Origin of the sequence: Paenibacillus sp. cl6col, from assembly GCF_900102125.1 — a bacterium.
GTDB classification, from domain to species: Bacteria; Bacillota; Bacilli; order Paenibacillales; family Paenibacillaceae; genus Paenibacillus_B; species Paenibacillus_B suaedae.
Map to the genome: position 1 here is coordinate 335,412 of NZ_FNAZ01000005.1, position 22,476 is coordinate 357,887.

Genomic DNA, 22,476 nt, shown 5'->3' on the forward strand with positions numbered 1-22,476 from the left:
CTGCAATGGACGCCGTATCCGATCGAGAGCGGAACAGCGAAGTTCGACTTGACGCTGTCGGTCAGCGAGCACGAGCGGGGGATGCGATGCTCCCTGGAATATGCGTCCAAACTGTTCGAACGGACGACGATCGAGCGCTGGGCGGGTCACTTCACCGAACTGCTGCGTCAAGCGGTTCGTCATCCGCAAGCGATGCTGGGAAGCATCGAGGTGCTGACGGCTAACGAGCGGGATGAGCTGCTGGTAACATTCAACGATACGGCAGTAGGGCTGCCGGCAGAAGCAACATTGCATAAGCTGTTCGAAAAACAAGCGGCAAAAACACCGGATACGGTGGCTGTGGTATTTGGAAATCATCATCTGACGTACTCCGAGCTGAATGAGCGGGCCAACCGGCTGGCGCGAACGCTTCGGGCCGCGGGTGTGGAAGCCGACCGGTTGGTCGGAATTATGGCGGAGCCATCGCTGGAGATGGTCATAGGCATTTTGGCTGTTTTGAAGGCTGGAGGCGCTTATGTGCCGATCGATCCAGCGTATCCGGCCGAGCGCATCCGCTATATGCTGGAGGATTCAGGCGCATCTCCGCTGCTTCTGCAGACACACCTCCAGGATTACGCGAGCCTATTTGCAAAAGCGCTGATTAGGCTGGACGATCCTGCCGTTTACCTTGAAGACGGCACGAACCTGGAGAATGTCTTCAGTTCAAGCGATTTGGCCTACGTCATCTATACGTCCGGCTCGACAGGCAAGCCCAAAGGGGTTATGGTGGAGCACCGGAATGCCGTTAACGTCATTTCGTGGTTTATTTCCCGCTATGAGCTAAGCGATAACGTAATGTTAACAACTTCATTTACATTTGATCCAAGCGTCGAACAATTATTTGGCAGCCTGTTGGCCGGAAAAACATTGCACGTAATCCAGAAAGAGACGCTGCTGAATCCGCCTAAGCTGCTGGATTACATCCACGAGAACAGGATCAATACGATCAATTTCACGCCGTCTTACATTCGGGAACTGCTCGTGGGTCAAACCAAACTACCGGGACTGCAACATGTCATCGCCGGAGGGGAAAAGCTGGACGAACGGCTAAAAGAGGAAGTTTTGCAGCTCGGCTATAGCTTGTACAATCACTACGGACCTACGGAAACGACAATCGAGGTCCTCACAGGATCATGTTATTCAAATGTAAAAGTGGCTGTAGGCAAGCCGATTCATAATACGGCGGTCTATATATTAGACGCGCGCGGCGGATTGCAGCCGATCGGCGTCGCCGGGGAGCTGTACATCTCGGGCGTCGGAGTGGCAAGAGGCTACTTGAACCGTCCGGAGCTGACAGCGGAAAGGTTCGTCGAAAATCCGTTCGAGCCGGGCCGTCGGATGTACCGAACAGGCGATTTGGCCCGCTGGCTGCCTGATGGCACTGTGGATTATTTGGGCCGGATCGACGATCAGGTGAAAATCCGCGGTTACCGTATTGAGCTTGGAGAAATTGAAGCGCAGCTCCTGAGGATAGCTGCTGTGGAAGAGGCGGTCGTGGTCGCACGCGAGGATGCTGCTGGGCAAAAGCAGTTGTGCGCGTACATTGTGGCGGAGCGCGTGCTGACGGTCGGAGAGCTGAGGAAGGAGCTTGCCCGCGAACTGCCGGAATACATGATTCCAGTGTACTTTATGCAGCTCGACCGAATGCCGCTGACCTCCAGCGGCAAAGTGGAACACAAAGCGCTGCCAGCGCCAGAAGCAGGCATGAGTGCGGGGACGGAATACGTCGCCCCGCGCACGGGCGAGGAAAAAGCGCTCGTGTCCGTCTGGCAGTCGGTGCTGGGCGTAGAGAAGATTGGCATAATAGATCATTTCTTCGAGCTTGGCGGCGATTCGATCAAAGCGATTCAAGTCGCTTCACGGCTATTGCAAGCCGGGTATAAGGTCGAGATGAAAGATCTGTTCCGCTATCCGGTCGTCTCCGAGCTTAGCTCTCAGATGACGGCGGTCACTCGCCGCGCGGAACAAGGAGAGGTGCACGGTCCAGTCCTGCTGACGCCGATCCAGCGCTGGTTTGTGCAGCATGATCCCGTGGATATGCATCATTTCAACCACGCGGTCATGCTGCACCGGGAAGACGGATTCGACATCGATGCGCTGTGCCTGACGATGCAGCGCATCGCTAGGCATCACGACGCGCTGCGGATGATTGTCACGCAGACGGAAGACGGCTACGCTGCTTGGAACCGCAGCGTGGAAGACGGCGAAGGCTACAGTCTGGACGTATATGACTTCCGTGGCGAAGAGGATTGGAGCCAGCAGGTCGAGACGGAGGCCGACAAGCTGCAGGCCAGCTTCTCGCTGGGCGCCGGTCCGCTCCTGAAACTGGGCTTGTTCCAGTGCCCGGACGGGGATCATTTGCTGATCGCGATTCATCATTGGGTCGTCGACGGAGTCTCCTGGCGCATCCTTTTTGAGGATATCGCGTCAGCTTACGAACAAGCGGCGCAAGGACAGGACATTCGGCTGCCGCTGAAAACGGACTCGTTTCAAACGTGGTCGCGGCAGCTTGGCGCCTATGCGGCAAGTCCAGCAATGGAGGCGCAGCGTGCTTACTGGCAATCGATTATAGAGAAGGGCGTAGTGCCTCTGCCCAAAGATAATGAGAAAGGCGCGTCAACGCTGGCCGCCAGCCGGACGCTGACGGTGGAGTGGTCGCAGGCACAGACGCAGCAATTGTTGAAAGAAGCACATCGGGCCTACGGGACGGAGGTCAACGATCTGTTGCTGACCTCACTGGCGATGGCGGTTCAAGCGTGGAGCGGACTCGAACGCGTGGCGGTCCTGCTGGAAGGCCACGGCCGAGAACCGATCGCGGCGGATGTGGATGTAAGCCGAACGGTCGGCTGGTTTACGAGTACGTACCCGGTGGTGCTGGAGATCGAGCCGGAGATGAGCCTGCCGCAGCGGATCAAGCGCGTGAAGGAAACGCTGCGGGCGATTCCGCAAAAAGGGATCGGCTACGGCCTCCTGCGATACATGTCCGCGTCGGATCAGACGGAGTGGGCGTGCGATCCAGATATTTCGTTCAACTATTTGGGACAGTTCGATCAGGATTTGGAGCACAGTTCGCTGCGAATCTCGCCGCTTTCTACGGGCGAGGCGATAAGTGGCCGAAGACAGCGTGCGGCGGCACTGGAATGCAACGGCATGATCGCGGAAGGAGAACTTCGCCTGCACATCAGCTACAGCGCGGAGCAGTACCGCCAAGCGACGATGGAGCGGTTCGCGCACGAGTTACAGATCAGCTTGCAAGAGCTGCTGGCCCATTGTGTCGCGCAGGAGAGAATGGAACTGACGCCAAGCGATTTGCTGCAGCCAGGCTTTACGCAAGAAGAGCTGGATGCGCTCATGCAGCGGAGTGAAGCGTTAGGCGAGATCGAAGATGTGTACGCGCTGACGCCGATGCAGCAAGGGATGCTGTTCCACAGCCGCCTGGACCCGCAAGCCGGCGCCTACGTGAATCAGATCCATCTGACCCTGCAAGGCGAGCTGCAGCCGACAGCGTTTGAACAAAGCTGGCAAACCGTCGTACAGCGGCATGCGGTGCTGCGAACGAGCATCGACAGTGAGTGGCGAAATGAGCCGCTGCAAGTCGTGTACCGGAAGCGGCCGTTTACAATCGCTTATCGCGATCTGTCGATGTACGACGCGGGCAAGCAGGCTGCTAGCATAGCACAGTGGAAGTCGGACGACCGGAAGCAAGGCTTTGCGGTAGCGTCGGAGAGCCTGATGCGTGTGTCGGTGCTCCGCACAGGAGAGCAAACCCACGAGGTGTTATGGAGCTTCCATCACCTGTTGATGGACGGTTGGTGCTTGCCGCTGGTGATGGAAGAAGTGTTGGGGATTTACAACGCCTTGCGCGCCGGAGAAGAGGCGCCGTTGCGCAGCGTCCGCGCGTACAGCGACTATATCCGCTGGCTGTCCGAACAGGACGGGAATTCGGCACGAAGCTACTGGAAGGAGCAGTTGGAGGGCAGCGAAGCGCTGTCTGCGCTGCCGAAGCGGCAGCGTCAGACGCAAGGATATGAAGCGGCGCAAGGATATGAAGCAAAACGTGTGAGCTGGATCGTCCCTCGGGAGCAGAGCAAAGCCATCGCGCTGGCGGCTACTGCGCACGGCGTAACGGTGAGCACGCTGCTGCAAACGGCATGGGGCCTGGTGCTGCACGCCTACAGCGGCAGCAGGGATGCGGTATTTGGCGGCGTCGTGTCGGGCAGACCGGCAGACCTGCCTGGCGTGGAAGGAATGATCGGACTGTTCATCAATACGCTGCCTGTCCGGGTAACGTGCGATGGACAGGAGACGGTTGCGGATCTGCTGCGCCGCATGCAGGGGCAGGCGCTTGCTTCGCAAGGGTACGCCTACTATCCGCTGCATGAGATCCAGGCGCAGTGCGCCGGAACGAGAGAACTGTTCGACCATATTCTTGTGTTCGAGAATTACCCGATGCAAACAGCGCAGGCGGAAGCGTCAGCGGATGCAAGCGGACTGGAAATTACGGGGGTTCAAGCGGACGAACAAACGAATTATGACCTGAATGTGATGATTCAGCCGGGAGAAGAGCTGCATATTCATTTCGATTACAACGGACAGGTGTACGAGCAAGGCACGATGGAACGATTGCAAGGTCATTGGATGCGGATGGTAGAGCAGATCGTGTCCACCCCGAACGTGGCGGTAGACAAGCTGGAACTGCTGACGGCCGAAGAGCGGGAAGAGCTGCTGGCGACATTCAACGATACGGCGATGGAGCTGCCTGCGGAAGCGACGGTACATGGGCTGTTTGAACAGCAGGCTGCACGAACGCCGGAGCAGCCGGCACTCGTAAGCGGAGAGGCGGTATGGACGTACGGCGAGCTGGAGGCGCGAGCCAACCGCATCGCTGGCTGGCTGCGTGCGCATGGGGTGAGAAGCGAAGACCGCGTCGGCGTGCTGCTCAGTCGTTCACCGCAACTAATCGCCGGTCTGCTGGGCGTCCTGAAAGCCGGCGCAGCCTATGTGCCGCTGGATCCAGCACTGCCAGCAGCGCGCATCGAGGGGATGATCCAGGATGCTGGTATCCGTATACTGCTGAGCGAAGGAACGCAGACAGCAACAGTGTCAGGCTGGGAAGAAACGCCGCTGCAGCATGTCCTGTGCTTGGATGAGGAACGCTCCGCCGTTACAGAAATAGCCGCTACGATTGTTGAAGGGAAGAAGGAATCCTTGGCCGCTACGGATGTCGAAGAGAAGAAGGAACGCTTAGCTGCTACGGATGTCGAAGAGAAGGAGGAACGCTTAACCGCTGCGGTTGTCGAAGGGAAGAAGGAACACTTGGCAGCCAGTGATGCTGCAGGGCAGAAGAACTGCTCCGCGATGAGGTTCGCCTCCGCGGAAGAACTGGAAACCTATTCGCCGGCATCCATGGGAGCAACGGAAGTACAGTCGGATGTACCGACAACGCCGATGAACAGCGCGTATGTGATCTACACGTCCGGTACCACCGGCAAGCCAAAAGGCGTGGTGGTGGAGCACCGGAACATCGTGAACTTTATCGCGGGGATGGTGCGCTCGCTGCCGTTTGCGCCGTCTGCGTCGATCCTCTCGGTCACCACGGTGTCCTTCGACATCTTCGTGACCGAGAGTTGGGTACCACTCAGCTGCGGGATGCAGATCGTTCTTGCCAGCGAAGCGGAGCTTCAGGACCCTGCGCTGCTGGGTGATTTGCTGGCGGAGCATCCGGTACAGCTGATGCAGACGACGCCTTCGAGGCTGTCGATGATGCTGGAGCAGGAGCACAGCGCCGCGCAGCTGCGCCGTATACCAGCCCTGCTGATCGGCGGCGAGCCGCTGCCTGCGGCGTTGCTGAAGCAGCTTCGGGCGCAAACGAATGCGTCGCTGTACAATATGTACGGCCCGACGGAAACGACGGTGTGGTCTACGTTTGAACATTTGAAGGATAGCGAAGGGGAAAAAGTAAGCATCGGTCGTCCGCTGGCGAACACGCAGGCGTACGTGTTGAACGAAGCGCTGCAGCTGCAGCCGATCGGAGCCGTAGGCGAACTGTGCCTCGGAGGCGCCGGGGTTGCCCGCGGATACTGGGCGCGCGAAGATCTGACCAAGGAGAAGTTTGTCGATCATCCGTACCTCCCTGGGGAGCGAATATACCGGACTGGCGATTTGGCCCGATGGCTGCCAGATGGGAGATTGGAGCATCTAGGACGGATCGACCATCAGGTGAAGATCCGCGGTTACCGGATCGAACCGGGAGAGATCGAAGCGCATTTGCTGCGAATCGATGGCGTCAAGGAAGCGGTCGTGACCGTTGTCGCCGGGGAGACGCAGGAACTGTGCGCCTATGTGACGGGCAGCAGTGAGTTAACGGCGCAGGCGATGCGAAGCAAGCTGGCGGCAGGTCTTCCGTCTTATATGATCCCATCGCACTTCATTCGCTTGGAGAAGATGCCGCTCACGCCAAACGGGAAACTAGACCGCAAGGCGCTGCCGGCGCCTGAAGGGGCACTGCAGACGGGAACGGAGTATGCAGCGCCGCGCACAGCGACGGAAGCGAAGCTGGCACAGCTATGGCAAGAGGTGCTGGGACTAGAGCGCGTCGGCATCCGCGATAACTTCTTTGACATCGGGGGCCATTCGCTCCGGGCGATGACGCTCGTATCGCGCATTCATCAGACGCTGGATACGGAGATTCCGTTAAGAGACGTGTTCCGTTGTCCGACAGTCGAAGGGATGGCGCAGGCAATCTCCGGGTTGGAGCAGAAGGAGTACGCAGCCATTCCGCTCATCGAAGCAAGGGACTACTACCCGGTGTCCTCGGCGCAAAAACGGATGTACATTTTGCAGCAGATCGACGGGGCAGAGTTGAGCTACAACATGCCTGGCGTTTTAATACTTGAAGGAGCACTGAACCGCAATCGCTTGGAAGAGGCATTCCGCAGTCTTATTGCTCGTCATGAGACGCTGCGTACAGGCTTTGAACTGGTCGGTGGTGAACCGGTACAGCGTGTGCACCGGGACGTGGAATTTGCCATCGCGTATGCATGGGTACAAGAAGGGGAAGAGAAGGCGCATATTCAGGAGTTCGTGCGGCCGTTTGATCTTCGCCAGGCGCCACTTTTGCGGGTGGGACTTCTCGAACTGAAATCGGATTGCCATCTGTTGCTCTTGGATATGCATCATATCATCTCTGACGGAGCCTCCATGGGCATACTCACTCAGGAGCTTGTTCAGTTGTATGAGGGAGCGGAGCTGCCGCCGCTACGCGTTCAGTACAAGGATTATGCAGCATGGCAGCAAACGGAAACTCAAAGTGAGCGGATGAGCAAACAGGAAGCGTACTGGCTGGGTGTGTTTGCGGGAGAAATCCCGGTGCTCGAACTGCCAACAGACGATGCCCGGCCGCCGGTCAGAAGCTTTCAAGGAAATCGACTTGACTTCGTGATCGACGAGCGAAAAAGCGAAGGATTAAGACAGCTGGCCTCGCAAACGGGAACGACGTTGTATATGGTATTGCTGGCGGTATATACGACCTTGCTGTCCAAGTACAGTGGACAGGCAGATATTGTCGTAGGAACGCCAATTGCAGGCAGGTCGCATACGGAACTGGAGCCGATTCTAGGGATGTTTGTGAATACGCTGGCGATCCGCAACGCCCCGGTGGGGGAGAAGACGTTCCGGGAGTATCTGCAGGGAGTCAAAGAAAATACGTTAAGCGCCTATGAGAACCAGGATTATCCGTTTGAAGATTTGGTGGGCAAGCTGGATGTGCCGAGAGATGTAAGTCGCAATCCGATCTTTGACACGATGTTTGTACTGCAAAACACAGAGCGAAGAGAACTGAGCCTGGAAGGCTTGAGATTTAGTTCCTATCCGTTCGAGTATAACTTGGCCAAGTTTGACCTGACTTTCAGTGCGGCGGAGGAATCGGAAGGGATTGTATGCGGCATCGAGTATGCCACCTCCCTGTACAAGAAAGAAACGATCGAGCGGATGGCGGGGCATTTCAAACAGGTGATCGATGTCATCGTGAATGAACCGCAGACGAAACTGTCATGGATCGAGATCGTGAGCAAAGAAGAGAAGGCGCAGATTGTGGAGATATTCAACGATACGGCGGCAGACTCTCCGAGAGACAAGACGATTCACCAGTTATTTGAGGAACAGGTGGAGCGGACACCGAATCAAGTGGCTGTTGTATACGAGGGCAGCCAATTGACATACCGTGAATTGAATGAAAGAGCAAATCATCTGGCAAGAACGCTGCAAGCGGAGGGCGTAGAGCCGGATCAACTGGTAGGTATCTTGGTTGAGCGTTCGCTGGAGATGATTGTGGGTATTTTCGGGATCTTGAAAGCCGGTGGGGCGTATGTCCCGATTGACCCGGAGTATCCAGCGGAACGGATTGACTATATGCTAAAGGATTCGGGTGCGAAGCTGCTGCTGACACAAAGTCATTTGGTAGAGCATGTGACTTTTGCCGGCCAGTGTTTGATGCTGGATGACGAACAACTGTACATGGAAGACGGTTCGAATGTGGAATCGGGTGCGACAGCGGATCATCTGGCCTACGTGATCTACACGTCGGGAACGACGGGCAAACCGAAAGGGGTTATGGTTGAGCATCGCGGTTTGTGTAATTTGAAACAGATGTTTGCAAACACACTACAACTCGGAGAACAGGATCATGTAATCCAATTCGCGAGTTTGTCTTTTGATGCGTCGTGCTGGGAGATCATTCAGGCGTTATTTTTGGGTGGAACGCTCCATATTCCTACCAAATCGACGATTTTGGATCATCAATTATGTAAGAGCTATATGAACGACCATCAAATTACGACAGCAACTTTGCCCCCAACGTATGCAGCCTACTTACAACCAGATGATCTGCCAAGTTTAAAGAAATTGATCACGGCGGGCTCCGCTAGTTCGGTTCAACTTGTCAAGCAGTGGCAAGACAGCGTGATGTACTTTAATGCTTACGGTCCGACAGAAGACTCGATTGCAGCAACGATATGGCCAGCATCTACTGGCGCTTCTACCGGCAAGCTGGTACCTATCGGTCGTCCAATTCTGAACCATCGGATCTATATCGTGGATGAGAACGATCAGTTACAACCGATTGGCGTAGCCGGGGAGTTATGCATTGCGGGCGTAGGATTGGCGAGGGGTTACTTGAATCTTCCAGAGCTGACGGCGGAGAAGTTTGTGAGCAACCCATTCGAACCAGGTACGCGGATGTACCGGACGGGCGATTTGGCCAAGTGGTTGCCAGATGGGAACATTGAGTACTTGGAGCGTATCGACGATCAGGTGAAGATTCGAGGTTACCGGATTGAGCTCGGTGAGGTGGAAGAGCAGCTGTTGAAGGTGTCGTCGGTTCAAGAAGTGGTCGTAGTCGCACGGGAAGATGCGGGCGGACAAGATCAGCTATGTGCGTACGTTGTATCCGATCGGAAACTGGCTGCAGGCGAACTGAGAGAACACTTGGCTCAGCGATTGCCGAATTATATGATTCCTGCGCACTTCGTGCAGATCGAAAGGATACCGCTGACGGCAAATGGTAAAATCGATCGAAAAGCGCTGCCGGCGCCGGAAGAAAACCTTATAGCCGCGGCTGAATATGCAGCGCCCCGAACTCGCGTCGAAGCGCAGCTTGTGTACATTTGGCAAGAAATACTTGGTCTTGACCGTGTAGGTGTACGCGACAACTTCTTTGAAATCGGCGGTCACTCTTTGCGCGCTACGGCCATGGTGAGCCGTCTGCATAAAGAACTGCAAGTGAACGTACCGTTGCGGGACGTATTCCGTTACTCCACCATCGAGCTGCTGGCCGAAGCCATTGCGGATAGAAAGCAGCAGATGTTCACTGCTATCGAACCTGTCGAAGAGAAGAGGTATTATGCAGTGTCTTCCGCGCAAAAGCGGCTGTATATCTTGCACCAGCTCGAAGAAACGGGTTTGAGCTACAATTTGCCTATAGTGCTGGAACTCAATGGGGCGCTTGACCGGCAGCGGTTTGAATCCGCGCTTCACAAGCTTATTGCCCGTCACGAGACGCTGCGCACAAGCTTTCACATGGAAGAAGGCGAGCCTGTACAATGTGTGCATCATGAGGTTGGCTTCACTCCGGAATATGTGCAAGCAAGCGAATCGGAAGCCGCGGAAGCCGTTCGGACATTTATTCGCGCCTTTCATCTGGAGCAGCCGCCGATCTTACGCGTCGGGCTGATAGAGCTTACGTCTGAACGCTATTTGTTCGTGCTCGACATGCATCACATCATTTCCGATGGCGTATCGATAGGCATTTTGGTAGATGAATTTGCTCGCTTGTATGAAGGGGAAGAACTTCCGCCTCTGCGTATTCAGTACAAAGACTACGCGGCATGGCAGCAGTCCGAGACGCAAAAAAAGCGCAAGCAGCAGGAGGAGACCTATTGGTTGAACAGGTTCAGCGGGCCTATTCCTGTTCTGGAGCTGCCAACCGATTATGTCCGGCCTGTGGTGCAAAGCTTCCAGGGAGAAGCGATGTCATTTATGCTTGGGACTCCGCTCCGCCGGAGCTTGAAACGAATAGCGGCAGAAACCGGAGCGTCTCTGTATATGGTACTGCTGGCGGTATATACAACCTTACTGCATAAATATTCAGGGCAAGAGGATATTGTTGTCGGCACGCCGATTGCAGGCAGATCACATAGCGACTTGGAGTCACTGGTGGGGATGTTTGTAGGCACGTTAGCGATACGCAGCTATCCGGCAGGCAACAAAACATTTTTATCGTATGTAGAAGAAGTAAAAGAAACGATGCTTGATGCCTACGAGCACCAAGGCTATCCATTTGAAGAATTGGTCGAGAAGGTGCAGATCAAAAGGGATAGAAGCCGCAACCCAATTTTCGATACGATGTTCGTTCTACAAAATGTGGAGCAAAGAGATTTGCAAATCCAAGATTTGCACATCCAGCCTTATACAATCGAACATTCCGTAGCGAAGTTTGACCTCACCTTCCAACTGGCAGAGATGGAGAACGGAATTTCGTGCAGCATCGAGTACGCTTCTTCCTTGTTCAAACGAGAGACCATTGAGAGGATGGCGAAACACTTCAAGCAGTTGATTCATGCGGTTACGGCAAATCCGCAGGCACAGATTGCGTCGTTAGAGATCCTAACTGCGGAAGAGCGCGCACAGCTTGCGGCAGGAAATGCGACAGCTTCGGAATATCCTCGAGAAGCAACGGTTTACCAATTGTTCGAGCGGCAGGCGGAAAAAACGCCAGAAGCGGTAGCCATCGTTCATGAAGAAGAGCAAGTGACATACAGCGAGCTGAATGCCCGTTCCAATCGATTGGCAAGGACATTGCGGGCAGCCGGCGTACGATCGGATCAATTGGTCGGCATTTTGGCGGATCGGTCGGTGGAAATGATCGTCGGCATACTAGGTGTGCTAAAAGCCGGAGGAGCTTACGTGCCGATTGATCCGGAGTATCCGGAACAACGCATTCGTTATATGTTGGAGGACTCCGGTTCGCAGGTGCTTCTCACGCAGCATCATTTACTGGCTCGCGTACAGTTTGAAGGAAAGCTTATCGATCTAAACGATCAGGCCGCCTACAGCGGAGAAGAATGGAATCTCGATCCGGTATCAAACGCCAACGACCTTGCTTATGTGATTTATACATCAGGAACGACAGGAAATCCGAAGGGAGCAATGATTACTCATCAGGGCCTGACGAATTATTTATGGTGGGCGAAAAATGTATATGCTGCCGGGGAAAAGCAGGATTTCCCGCTGTACTCTTCCATATCCTTCGACTTGACGGTGACATCCGTATTTACGCCTTTGCTTACAGGCAGTCTGATTCGGATTTATAGCGGAGAAGACAAAGCGTTATTAATTGAGCGGATTGTAACCGATAATCAAGTCAACATTGTCAAGCTGACGCCTGCTCATTTACGTTTGATTAAGGAATTGAAGGTCACGCCCGGATCGAACATCCGCAAGCTGATTGTCGGTGGAGAGAATCTTGCCACGGATCTGGCGAGAAGCATCTATGACCAATTTGGTGGAGAAATCGAGATATTCAATGAATACGGCCCGACAGAAACGGTTGTCGGCTGCATGATTTATCGATACGATCCGGCAACAGATACGAGCGGGTCGGTTCCCATTGGCGTACCGGCTGCGAATGTCAGCATCTATTTGCTCAACTCTGATGGCAAGCAAGTTCCGATAGGGGTACCGGGAGAAATCTATATTGCTGGAGATGGAGTCGCGAGAGGATACCTCAACCGCTCCGACTTGACGGCAGAGAAGTTCGTAGACCATCCACTCGCTCCAGGAAAGCGGATGTACCGCACAGGAGACTTGGCAAAAATGCAGTCTAACGGAAACATGGAGTATTTGGGACGTGCAGACGACCAAGTGAAAATAAATGGCTTCCGTATAGAGCTGGGCGAAGTGGAAGCAGCTCTGGCGAAAGTGAAGGAAGTGAAAGAAGCGGCGGTCATCGCTCGCGAAAATGAAGCGAGGGAGAAGCTTCTATTCGCATATGTCGTAGCGGATACCGAGCTTGTGGCCGGAGAACTGCGGAGATCCTTATCCAAGCAGCTCCCAGCCTATATGATTCCGACGCGCTTCGTGCAACTGGATATGCTGCCGCTTACAGCCAATGGCAAAGTCGATCGCAGAGGTTTATCTCATATACAGCTCAATGAGCCTCTTCAAGCAAATTATACAGCGCCAAGAAATGCGTTCGAACGAGCGCTTGCGGACATTTGGCAGGAGATTCTCAGCCTAGAGAGGATCGGCATTCACGATAACTTCTTCGATGCAGGCGGACATTCTTTAAAGCTGATTCAAATGATTGGTGAAGCTCGCCGTAGATTGGACGTGGACATCTCGTTTAGTGCCGCCTTCGCTTACCCGACGGTTATGGAACTCGCTGATCACCTTCAAAGCGGAAGCAGCCCAGACGATCTAGCGAAGCAGCCAACGGAAGGAGTGTCTGTGTGGAACGGAAACAATGCAGACGGCATAATCTTGCATTGCTTCCCGCCTATCGTCGGCTTTGGTCAAGTATTCACGATGCTGGCGACATTACTGCGAGATACGGCTGCTATATATGCCTATGATTTTATTAGCTGCGAAGATGCAGCCTCATACTTTGCACAAAGCGTTCATAAGATGCAGCCTCAGGGTCCGCTTTATTTGTTGGGCTACTCTGCCGGGGGTAATCTGGCGTTTGAAGTGGCCAAGCAGCTGGAACAACAAAGTCGTGAAGTAGCCGGCATCATTATGCTTGATGCCTACCCAAGAAATTCGCATTCCTTGAACATGCAGCAAGAAGAGTACCTGGAGACGCTGCAAGAAGAAATTTCTCTATTTCTTCGTTATGTTCCAGAACTAGACGCAGAAGAAGTTAGACAAAACATAACGGCTTACAACAATTGGATCGATAATATGGAAACGACAGGAGAAGTTCGAGCAGACATTTATCTGATCCAATCGTCAGAAGCAATAGGCGAAGTAGAACGCGGATGGACGTCCTGGAGCGAGTTAACATCGGGACAATTGCACTTCTATTTAGGAAACGGCAAGCACGAGCAGATGCTGGAAAGAGACTATGCTCCAGCAAACGCATCACTCATAAAAGCAATTTTGGAAAAGTCCAAAGCTTACAAGTAAAGAAAAAAAGGTTGACCATTGCATGTAAACGGGTACCCATAGACTGGACACGAAGAGAAAAAGGTGTTCAGGCTGTGGGTATCTTTTCGTATAATGAAGTAAGCATGAAGGGGATGACATGAATTGCCTCCTGGGTGGAAAGTGAAAGATATAGTGTGCCAAATTTACGATAAATTGATACTATGGATAACTTACGCGAATTGCCTTATTAGGGATCTCTATTGTGGATTTAATATGTCAGAAATGACATTTCATTTTCATGAGTTCGTAACACAATCACTTTCCGATAGTACTATATTTAGGATGAGAATTGGCTTAAAGTATGAGATAGAAAATATGTGGTTAATTCATGGTATAAGGAGAGGATCCAACATGAAGTTTACATCTACTAAAAAAGTTTGGGCTGCCTTTGCAGTTGCGGGCGTTATCGGAATTGGTGCGTCTTTGGTGAACTCTTCGGTTTTACCGGTACAGCAGGTAGAAGCTGCAGCCGCAAGCCAAGATAACTACGCTTCCGAACATGCACTCAAAACGTTAATGAGCTTTTATAAACCAGCGTTGGAAGGGCAATTTCCGGGAGCAGTAAGCAACCTGACGGTTGGAAAAAGCACCAGAAAAGATGTCTTTAAAGCCATCGGCGATCCTGAACAACCCAGAGAAGACGTAAACGGTTATGACGTATACAGCGCTAACATGGGTAACCCCGGTTATGCTATCACCTATCAATCCGATAAAATTAGCGAGATCCGTTACTTCGGTACCAATGTTGAGAGCCAAACCAATATTGGCGGCATTACGATGAGCATGGTGAAGCAGTATTGGTTTGCACCTAATTCCACAACAGCGATTAAAAACGGAAAAACGAAGCAGACCAAGCTCACATATATCCGCGGAGATTATAAATTGGAGTTTATTTTCAACAGCAGCACCAATTTGGATCATATTAATCTGTTAGGCGTTTTTAAGACAAACGAAAAGGTTTAAAGAACTCGGTGATGAACTCACCGAGTTTTTTTTGAATGTACGACTTAAGAATGGAGCTTCACCCGATGCTGAACAAGCAGGAGATGACAGAAAGAGAGGGACGATTCATTTATATCGTGCTCGAGATTCCTACGATTTTGTAAGATTATATTTCCGAAAAACAGTTTTAAATACTTTACTTATAACTATTTTGTGCTATTATGATAAACATCAGTACCAAAAATACCAAACTGGTACTGTAAGTACATAGAAGATAAGCAGAGGAGAAAACGAATGGCAGTAACGATGATTTGTTTCTTACATATCGGGATGCCCTTGATGATGAAAATGCAGACAGAGGGGGAAATACGTTGAGATTTTGGGAGATTAGTTTGATTATTGTTAATTTCGCACTTATGGGATGGATACTATTCGCGAGAAGGGAGACAAAACGTTGGTTTATCATCGCTTTGACAGTTGCCTACTGTGTACTTATCGCACAGCTCTTTGCGGAAGGCTATCGTTGGCAGATGATCCCGGCTTATTTGTCTTCAGTTATCATGACAGCTTGCTATCTATTGGCCAAGCGGAAAAAGAGTGTCAGAAACCGGGTTACGCTCACGCTTAAGTCATTGTTGCTGGTCATTTATTTGTCTGTAGCGGTTGTGCTGCCTGCACTCATGCCAGTGTCTTTATTTAAACAACCGACCGGCCCATTTTTGGTCGGTACGACCCTATATCATTGGGTGGACTATGGACGGGAAGAACCGCTTTCTAAAGATCCTAAAGATCGGCGCGAGCTGATGGTTCAGATTTATTATCCTGCAGGTGATAAAGGCAAGGGGAACCGCGAACCCTATATCCGCAACTCGCATGAGATCGCAAAAGGAATGGCAAAAGATTTGTCCATCCCGGCATTCACGCTTAGCCATCTGGGTTTGGTGGAATCGTATGCGTTCACGGAAGCCCGGATGTCAGATTCGGAGAAGCAATATCCCGTTTTGCTCTTCTCTCATGGTTTAGGCGGTTTTCGCAATCAAAACACGTTTGAAGTCGAAGAGTTAGCGAGCCAAGGTTATATCGTAGTATGTATCGATCATGCCTATGACGCTGTGGCTACTGTTTATCCAGATGGTCGAACCGCATACTTTCAGTCAGCTAATATGACTGATATTTCTGAAAGAGATGGCCATATCAAATTATGGAAGGGAGATGTCTCTTTTGTGCTTGATCAAGTAGAGAAGCTAAACCAAAGCAATGGCCGCTTTGCAGGAAGGATTGATACGACCCGAATCGGGATGTTCGGGCATTCTTACGGCGGGGCTACTGCCGCGCAGATGCTAGCAGAAGACTCCCGCATCAAAGCTGCCATTGATATGGACGGCACGTTATATGGGGCTGCTTATTCAGAGTCAGGTATCGGAAAACCTTTCCTGCTCATGAGTGCAGAGATGAGCGAAGACTCCAAAGAAGATTCCGATGAAGAAGAGGCTCGCAATAAACGAGCGCTCGCCGGTGGTGGCATGTCTATGGTCATTCCTCACACGGATCATACGAGCTTCTCAGATTTTCATCTGATTTCACCTTTATTACGAAGTCCGGGCGAAGATCCGCATTACGTTCATCGTATCATTAACGAATTCAGTCTCGCTTTTTTTGACCTTTATGTGAAACAGACAGGCGACAGCTCGGCCATGGACAGGCTGGCTGCCAATTACCCGGAAGTGAAATTTAAAGTGAACTAATGGTGTCCCTGAACATAGACAGAAAGGAAGATGACCATGGCTGAAAATCAATTGAAAAAGCATGGAGGTAACATTCTGATTTCTGATGATGTCGTTGCCACAATTGCTGGTCTTGCAGCGCTTGAGACTCCAGGAATTGCTGCTATGTCTGGCGGACTGTCGGATGATTGGGTGAAGATGTTGAGTGGCAAGAACGTGCAGAAGGGCGTGTCCGTCGAGGTAGGTGAAGTTGAAGCTGCTATAGACCTGCGAGTTATGGTTGTGTACGGTATGAAAATTCTGAAGTGTGTCATCAATTGCAGGTAAACATCCGCGAAGCGGTTCAAAGTATGACTGGACTTTGCGTTGTAGAGATTAATGTAAGGGTAGAGGGGGTCTCTTTCACAGATGAGGAGGTGAAGGAAATTCAACGAATTAGCAAATACACTATTCTACAAAAGTGCAAAAGGGAGACAATGTATTAATAGATTCAACTGGAATCGATACATCTTTGGCAAAGGAACTTGTGAAAGCCGTGCATAAAGCAGGTGGGCACCCATTCGTGAATCTGCGCGAAAGATCATCCATGCGGCAGCAAACAACACCGAGCGGCTAAATAATATCTTAGATGCGGATGAAGGTGCACGTTACATAGGGGAGTTTGCAATTGGGTTAAATCCTGCTATTAGGGAACCAATGCAGGATATTCTGTTCGATGAGAAAATCGATGGCAGCTTTCATTTCACACCGGGACGATGCTATGATAATGCTTCAAATGGGAATGAGTCAGCAATCCACTGGGACATGGTGATGATTCAACGTCAGAGTATGGCGGTGGAGAGATTTGGTTTGATGATCGACTGATTCGAAAAGACGGACGTTTCGTGATTCCAGAATTGGAAAAGCTAAACCCCGAAAATCTAAAGTAGTTAGTGCTAACTTGGTTGTTGAATTTGACCCCAAAGAAATAAAGAGTTACACTTTCCTAGTACCCAAAGTACTATAAAAGGATCTATGGGTACTACTCTTGGTTTGAGGTGAACTAAGGATGAAAGAACGGATTGCCAAAACTGCTATCGCGCTATTTCATGAAAAAGGAATCAAATTTACAATGAATGATTTGGCGCGCGAATTAGGTGTAAGCAAAAGCACGTTGTACGAGCATTTCCCGTCCAAGGACGAACTTATAGGTTATGTGGTTCAGCAAGTAAACGAAGAAACGGAAAGACGATTTCGAGAAGTGATCCAAGATACGAATTTGAGCATATCTGAAAAAATGAAAGGTATACTCTTGATTGTTCCTCATGATTTTCAGAACAGCTATGTACGCTTACTGGTCGAACTTCGGCGGTACTACCCCGAACGGTGGAGGGAAATGGAACAAGGCATTAATGATGAGTGGAATATCATTACTAGTCTCATTGAAGAAGGCATCCATAATGGTGATTTTCGTCCGATGCATATTCCAACACTGATCCAAACCCTCAATTTCTTAATGACATCGATTTTCGATCAGCGCAATTTAGCTTCCAGCCAAATTACGGTGCAAGAATCTCTTTCCATGATGGTAGATATCATATTGAATGGAATTAGGAAGTAGAATGAGGCTCCCATTTGTTAGAGCTGAGAAAAACAATACTTACAGGTTGCCGTTCTTCTCAGCTTTTTTTGTTTTCGTGGATTCACTAAGAGCAAATGTATGCAATACTTATTGTTAGTACCGAAAATAATATTTTAGTACTACTAGTACTTAGATGAAAATGAAGAAAGGTGGGAGAATCCGATGGGATTTTGGGAAATCGGTTTGATCTTTGTAAATTTCGCCCTTCTGGGGTGGACTCTATTTGCAGGATGGAAGACAAAACGGTGGTCTGTTACCGCCTTGACGGTTGCATACGGTGTTCTTATCATACAGCTTATCGCTGAAGGCTACCGTTGGCAGATGATTCCGGCTTATTTGTCCCCTGTTATATTGACAGTATGCTATCTATTGGCCAGGAGCAAAGAGAGCCCCAGAAACAGAATTACGGTCACGGTTCGTACATTGCTGCTTGTCATATATTTGTCTGTAGCGGTCGCGATGCCTGCACTTATGCCTGTATCTTTATTTCATAAACCGACCGGCCCATTTATGGTCGGCACAACGCTGTATCATTGGGTTGATGATCAGCGGGAGGAACTTTTTACAAATGATCCGAATGACCGGCGCGAGCTAATGGTACAGATGTATTATCCTGCAGGTGATAAAGGCGAGGGAAATCGCGAGCCCTTTATCCGCAATGCGCATGAGGTCGCAAAGGGACTGGAAGCAGATGTGTCCGTCCCGGCATTCGTACTAGGCCATCTGAATGTGGTGAAATCGAATGCGTTCTCGGAAGCCCGGCTATCAGACGCCGAGAACCGTTATCCTGTATTGATCTTCTCCCATGGTTTGAACGGTTTTCGCAATCAAAATACGTTTCAAGTCGAGGAGCTAGCAAGTCAAGGTTATATCGTCTTATGTATCGACCATGCCTATGACGCTGCGGCTACCGTCTATCCAGACGGTCGAACTGCATACTTTCAGTCTACGAATCTAACTGAACTTGCTGAAAGAGATCGCCATATCAAATTATGGCGGGAAGATACCGCTTTTGTGCTAGATCAAGTGGAGAAGCTTAACCGAGGCGATGTAGACGACCGCTTTACGGGAAGGATCGACACTTCGCGGATCGGTATGTTCGGCCATTCTTACGGTGGAGCTACCGCCGCGCAAATACTGGTGGAGGACTCCCGCATCCAAGCAGCCATTAATATGGACGGTCTGTTATATGGATCAAATGTGCCAGATAAGGGAATCGGCAAACCGTTTCTGCTCATGATCGCAGGAATCATCGATGATCCACTTGAAGATATCAAGGTAATAAATAACCGCAACGAGCGTGCGCTTGCCGGCGGTGGCATGTCGATGGTCGTTCCTGGCACGGATCATACGAGCTTTACTGATTTTCATCTGATTTCACCATTATTGCGAAGCCCAGGCGAAGATCCGCGGTACGTTCATCGTATTATCAACGAGTTTAGCCTCGCTTTTTTTGACCTTTATGTGAAACAGACAGGCGACAGCTCAGCACTAGAAAGGTTGGCCGCAAAATACCCGGAAGTTAATTTTAAAGTGAACTGAAAAGTAGGGGAAATCATGAAACTTCTTAATCAAAAAAAGGAGAGGACAAACATGAAAAAAACAGGAGTACTTATCTTAGCGGCCGCGATAGGATTAGGCTTTAGCAGCAATGTATATATTCCGGTTGCTATTGCAGCCGAGTCGACTCCGACTATCCTGCCGATCAATTTAGCTGTAGACGGGACGGTAACCGCAAGTGGTGAAAATGGGTCACATGAGGGCAAGGATAAAGCATTCGATCAGTATATTTTTTCGAAGTGGTTAACATTCAGTACTCCAGCATGGCTGCAATATGAATTCACGACTGCAAAGATCGTTAACTCGTACTCCATTACAACTGCGGAGGATGAGCTTGGAAGAGATCCGAAAAGCTGGGTATTAAAAGGGTCCAATGACGGGATTGTCTGGGATGATCTGGACACACAGCAGAATCAAAGCTTCACCTCCCGCCATCAAACGAAAACCTATTCATTTGCCAATACAGCTGCTTATAAATTTGTAAAGTTTGATAACTTTGCTAATCAGTACGATGACGGCGGGATGCTGCAGTTATCCGAAATTAAGCTATTCGGTAATGATGTGCAGACTTTCAGCACGATTAAGCCCACGGTTACAGCCAGCGGAGAAAATGCTCCAGACGATATCAAGTCGAATCTGGTTGACGGATCAAGCAATACCAAGTGGCTAACTTGGAACAATACGGCATGGTTGCAGTTCGACTTTGGCGAACAGGTTACGATCGATGGTTACGCGCTTACGTCGGCTAAATCGTACAACAATAGTCCCGATGCTGATCCGAGAAGCTGGGTTCTGCAGGGATCCAATGATTCTATTAACTGGACGGATTTAGACACGAAAAGCGATGAGAACTTCAAGCTTCGTCATCAACGTAAACATTACTTATTGAATAACAATACAAATGCCTATCAATACTATAGGCTCAACAATATCCAAAATCATAGCGGCTACGCTCTGCAAGTAAGCGAAGTTGAATTTTCGCGCACGAATGACATGTGGCATACCGAGAACCCGATCATCGAAGTTCAGAACTTTGCAGGCTACAGTTTATTCGATCAAGCTCTACCCAATGCCGAGCAAGAAATTTTGACGATCTTGCGTAAATTAAATGAAATTTTATACAAGAGTCCGGCAGAAATGCCGGTTAGAGTAAAGAAAATTCTAGTGGAAATCGTAGACACCCCTGGAGTTGCCTGGATGTCAGGAGACAATGAGTTAAAAACGCTAGGTATCAGTTCTCAGTATCTCGCAAGCTTCGCAGCTAATAATCCCAACAACTCATTACGCGATGAAATTATTGGAATCCTTTACCACGAATTGGGTCATGCTTATCAATATAGCGACTTTGATGTGGAAGCAGTAGCTGATAGCTTGCGTTACGAAACGGGTTATCATAATCGTTATGGTATCAGCCCGGGTGGAACTTGGTCTAGCAATGGAACGGCGAACTTCATTCGCTGGATTGAAGATACGAAACATCGCGGATTCATTCGTGCATTAAATGCGGCAAGGATCCCCTATGGCATGAATGAGCAACAAATTCAATTGTGGAAAGAAGGTCAATTTCAATTGATTACTGGCATAGACGTGAATACCCTCTGGTCTCAATATCAACAATCACTTTCTAATAATTGATTAGGTATCTCAGTCTTGCAAAAGAGAGTGATGGGCGGCCCTTACATGGAAAAGTAGGGGTCGCTTTTCTGTTTACATTACATTTCTTCCCCGTTTTCGAGTGATCCAGCTCTCTCCATCTCCGGCTTAACCCATCTAACCCTTCATCTCAATGATGCTCAATAGTAGTCAACTCGGTTGCATGTTTCCATAAATGACAAAGGTCAAAATTTTACCCACACTAGGTCATAATCCATCCTTTGTTCTCCCTTGCCTGCGAATTATGATGAAGTCAACAAATTATAAGCTGAGGTGACATAAAAAGTGGAAGAGACAAAATCAAGTTATCAGCTTCCAAAGCAGCAGGCGGAGAGCGGAGTGAAAAAATTTTGGTCGCCACGGAGAAAGGAAGCATTAGTTGGTTGGCTGTTTTTACTGCCAGAAATAGTGGGTATGTTAATGCTTAATGTATTTGCCCTTGGATTTTCATTGTATTTAAGTTTTACAGATTGGGATTTATTATCTGGGGTATCAGGTATTAAATTTGCTGGCCTGCAAAACTTCATTCATTTATTTCAAGATCCAACGATATGGAAGGCATTATATAACAACTTAGTATATACGGTGTTAACCGTGCCAATTCCGATTGCGCTTGCGCTTGTATTAGCAGTTGTTATTCATAGTAAAGTCTACTTTAAGGATTACTTTAAAGTCGTATTCTTTATACCTTACATTTCTTCGATTATCGCTGTGGCAGCAGTGTGGAGCATCTTGTTCCACCCTTCACTAGGCCCTATCAATCAATTTCTAATGGATCTTGGTATATCGAATCCTCCGAAATGGCTCGTTGATCCGAAAACATCACTAATTGCGGTCGCTATTATTAGTGCGTGGGCAGGGCTCGGTTACACGATTATTATATACATGGCGGGATTGTCCAATATTTCCGAAGAGTTATATGAAGCGGCAGAAATTGATGGGGCGACGGGACTGAAGAAGTTTTTCAATATCACGATCCCGCTGCTCCGTCCAACGACGTTCTTCTTGCTTATTACGATGCTTATTGGTTCATTTAAAGTGTTCGATATTATTTCGTATTTGACCGAAGGCGGTCCTGATAATTCGTCAACGGTAATTGTATTCCGCATCTATCAAGAAGGTTTCGTCAACTACAATATGGGCTATGCATCTGCAATCTCTTGGCTGTTATTTGCGATTATCGGTCTGATTACTGCGGCAACGTGGAAGATGCGCCAAGAAGAATCATTTTAATAG

At 50.0% G+C, this 22,476-nt stretch carries 7 protein-coding genes and 2 pseudogenes (1 of these 9 cut by a window edge); all 9 read left to right on the forward strand.

Annotation, left to right across the window (positions count from 1 at the left end):
- A protein-coding gene (locus BLS15_RS15800) for a non-ribosomal peptide synthetase (RefSeq protein WP_090512417.1) crosses the window boundary here: on the forward strand, positions 1–13,719 show its 3' end. The gene continues 16,998 nt to the left of window position 1, outside the view; 13,719 of the gene's 30,717 nt are visible here — the last part of the coding sequence; the start codon falls outside the window, past its left edge; it ends in the stop codon at positions 13,717–13,719.
- 372 nt (positions 13,720–14,091) lie between these two features.
- Positions 14,092–14,703: a YjgB family protein gene (locus tag BLS15_RS15805; RefSeq protein WP_090512696.1), complete on the forward strand. Its 612-nt coding sequence runs from the start codon at positions 14,092–14,094 to the stop codon at positions 14,701–14,703.
- 350 nt (positions 14,704–15,053) lie between these two features.
- Complete coding sequence (locus tag BLS15_RS15810; RefSeq protein WP_090512421.1) at positions 15,054–16,427, forward strand: alpha/beta hydrolase family protein; 1,374 nt, start codon at positions 15,054–15,056, stop codon at positions 16,425–16,427.
- A gap of 36 nt (positions 16,428–16,463) precedes the next feature.
- Positions 16,464–16,891 (forward strand): annotated as a pseudogene (locus tag BLS15_RS15815) (Asp23/Gls24 family envelope stress response protein).
- 91 nt (positions 16,892–16,982) lie between these two features.
- Positions 16,983–17,335 (forward strand): annotated as a pseudogene (locus BLS15_RS15820) (aminopeptidase); the annotation flags it as partial.
- 119 nt (positions 17,336–17,454) lie between these two features.
- Positions 17,455–18,006, forward strand: coding sequence for a TetR/AcrR family transcriptional regulator (locus BLS15_RS15825; RefSeq protein WP_090512426.1), 552 nt, complete (start codon positions 17,455–17,457; stop codon positions 18,004–18,006).
- 183 nt (positions 18,007–18,189) lie between these two features.
- Complete coding sequence (locus BLS15_RS15830; protein ID WP_090512430.1) at positions 18,190–19,569, forward strand: alpha/beta hydrolase family protein; 1,380 nt, start codon at positions 18,190–18,192, stop codon at positions 19,567–19,569.
- Positions 19,570–19,620: 51 nt separating this feature from the next.
- A complete protein-coding gene (locus BLS15_RS15835) occupies positions 19,621–21,222 on the forward strand; it encodes a basic secretory protein-like protein (protein ID WP_090512433.1) in 1,602 nt (533 codons plus the stop codon).
- Positions 21,223–21,525: 303 nt separating this feature from the next.
- Complete coding sequence (locus BLS15_RS15840; protein ID WP_021254836.1) at positions 21,526–22,473, forward strand: carbohydrate ABC transporter permease; 948 nt, start codon at positions 21,526–21,528, stop codon at positions 22,471–22,473.
- The last annotated feature ends 3 nt before the right edge of the window (positions 22,474–22,476 follow it).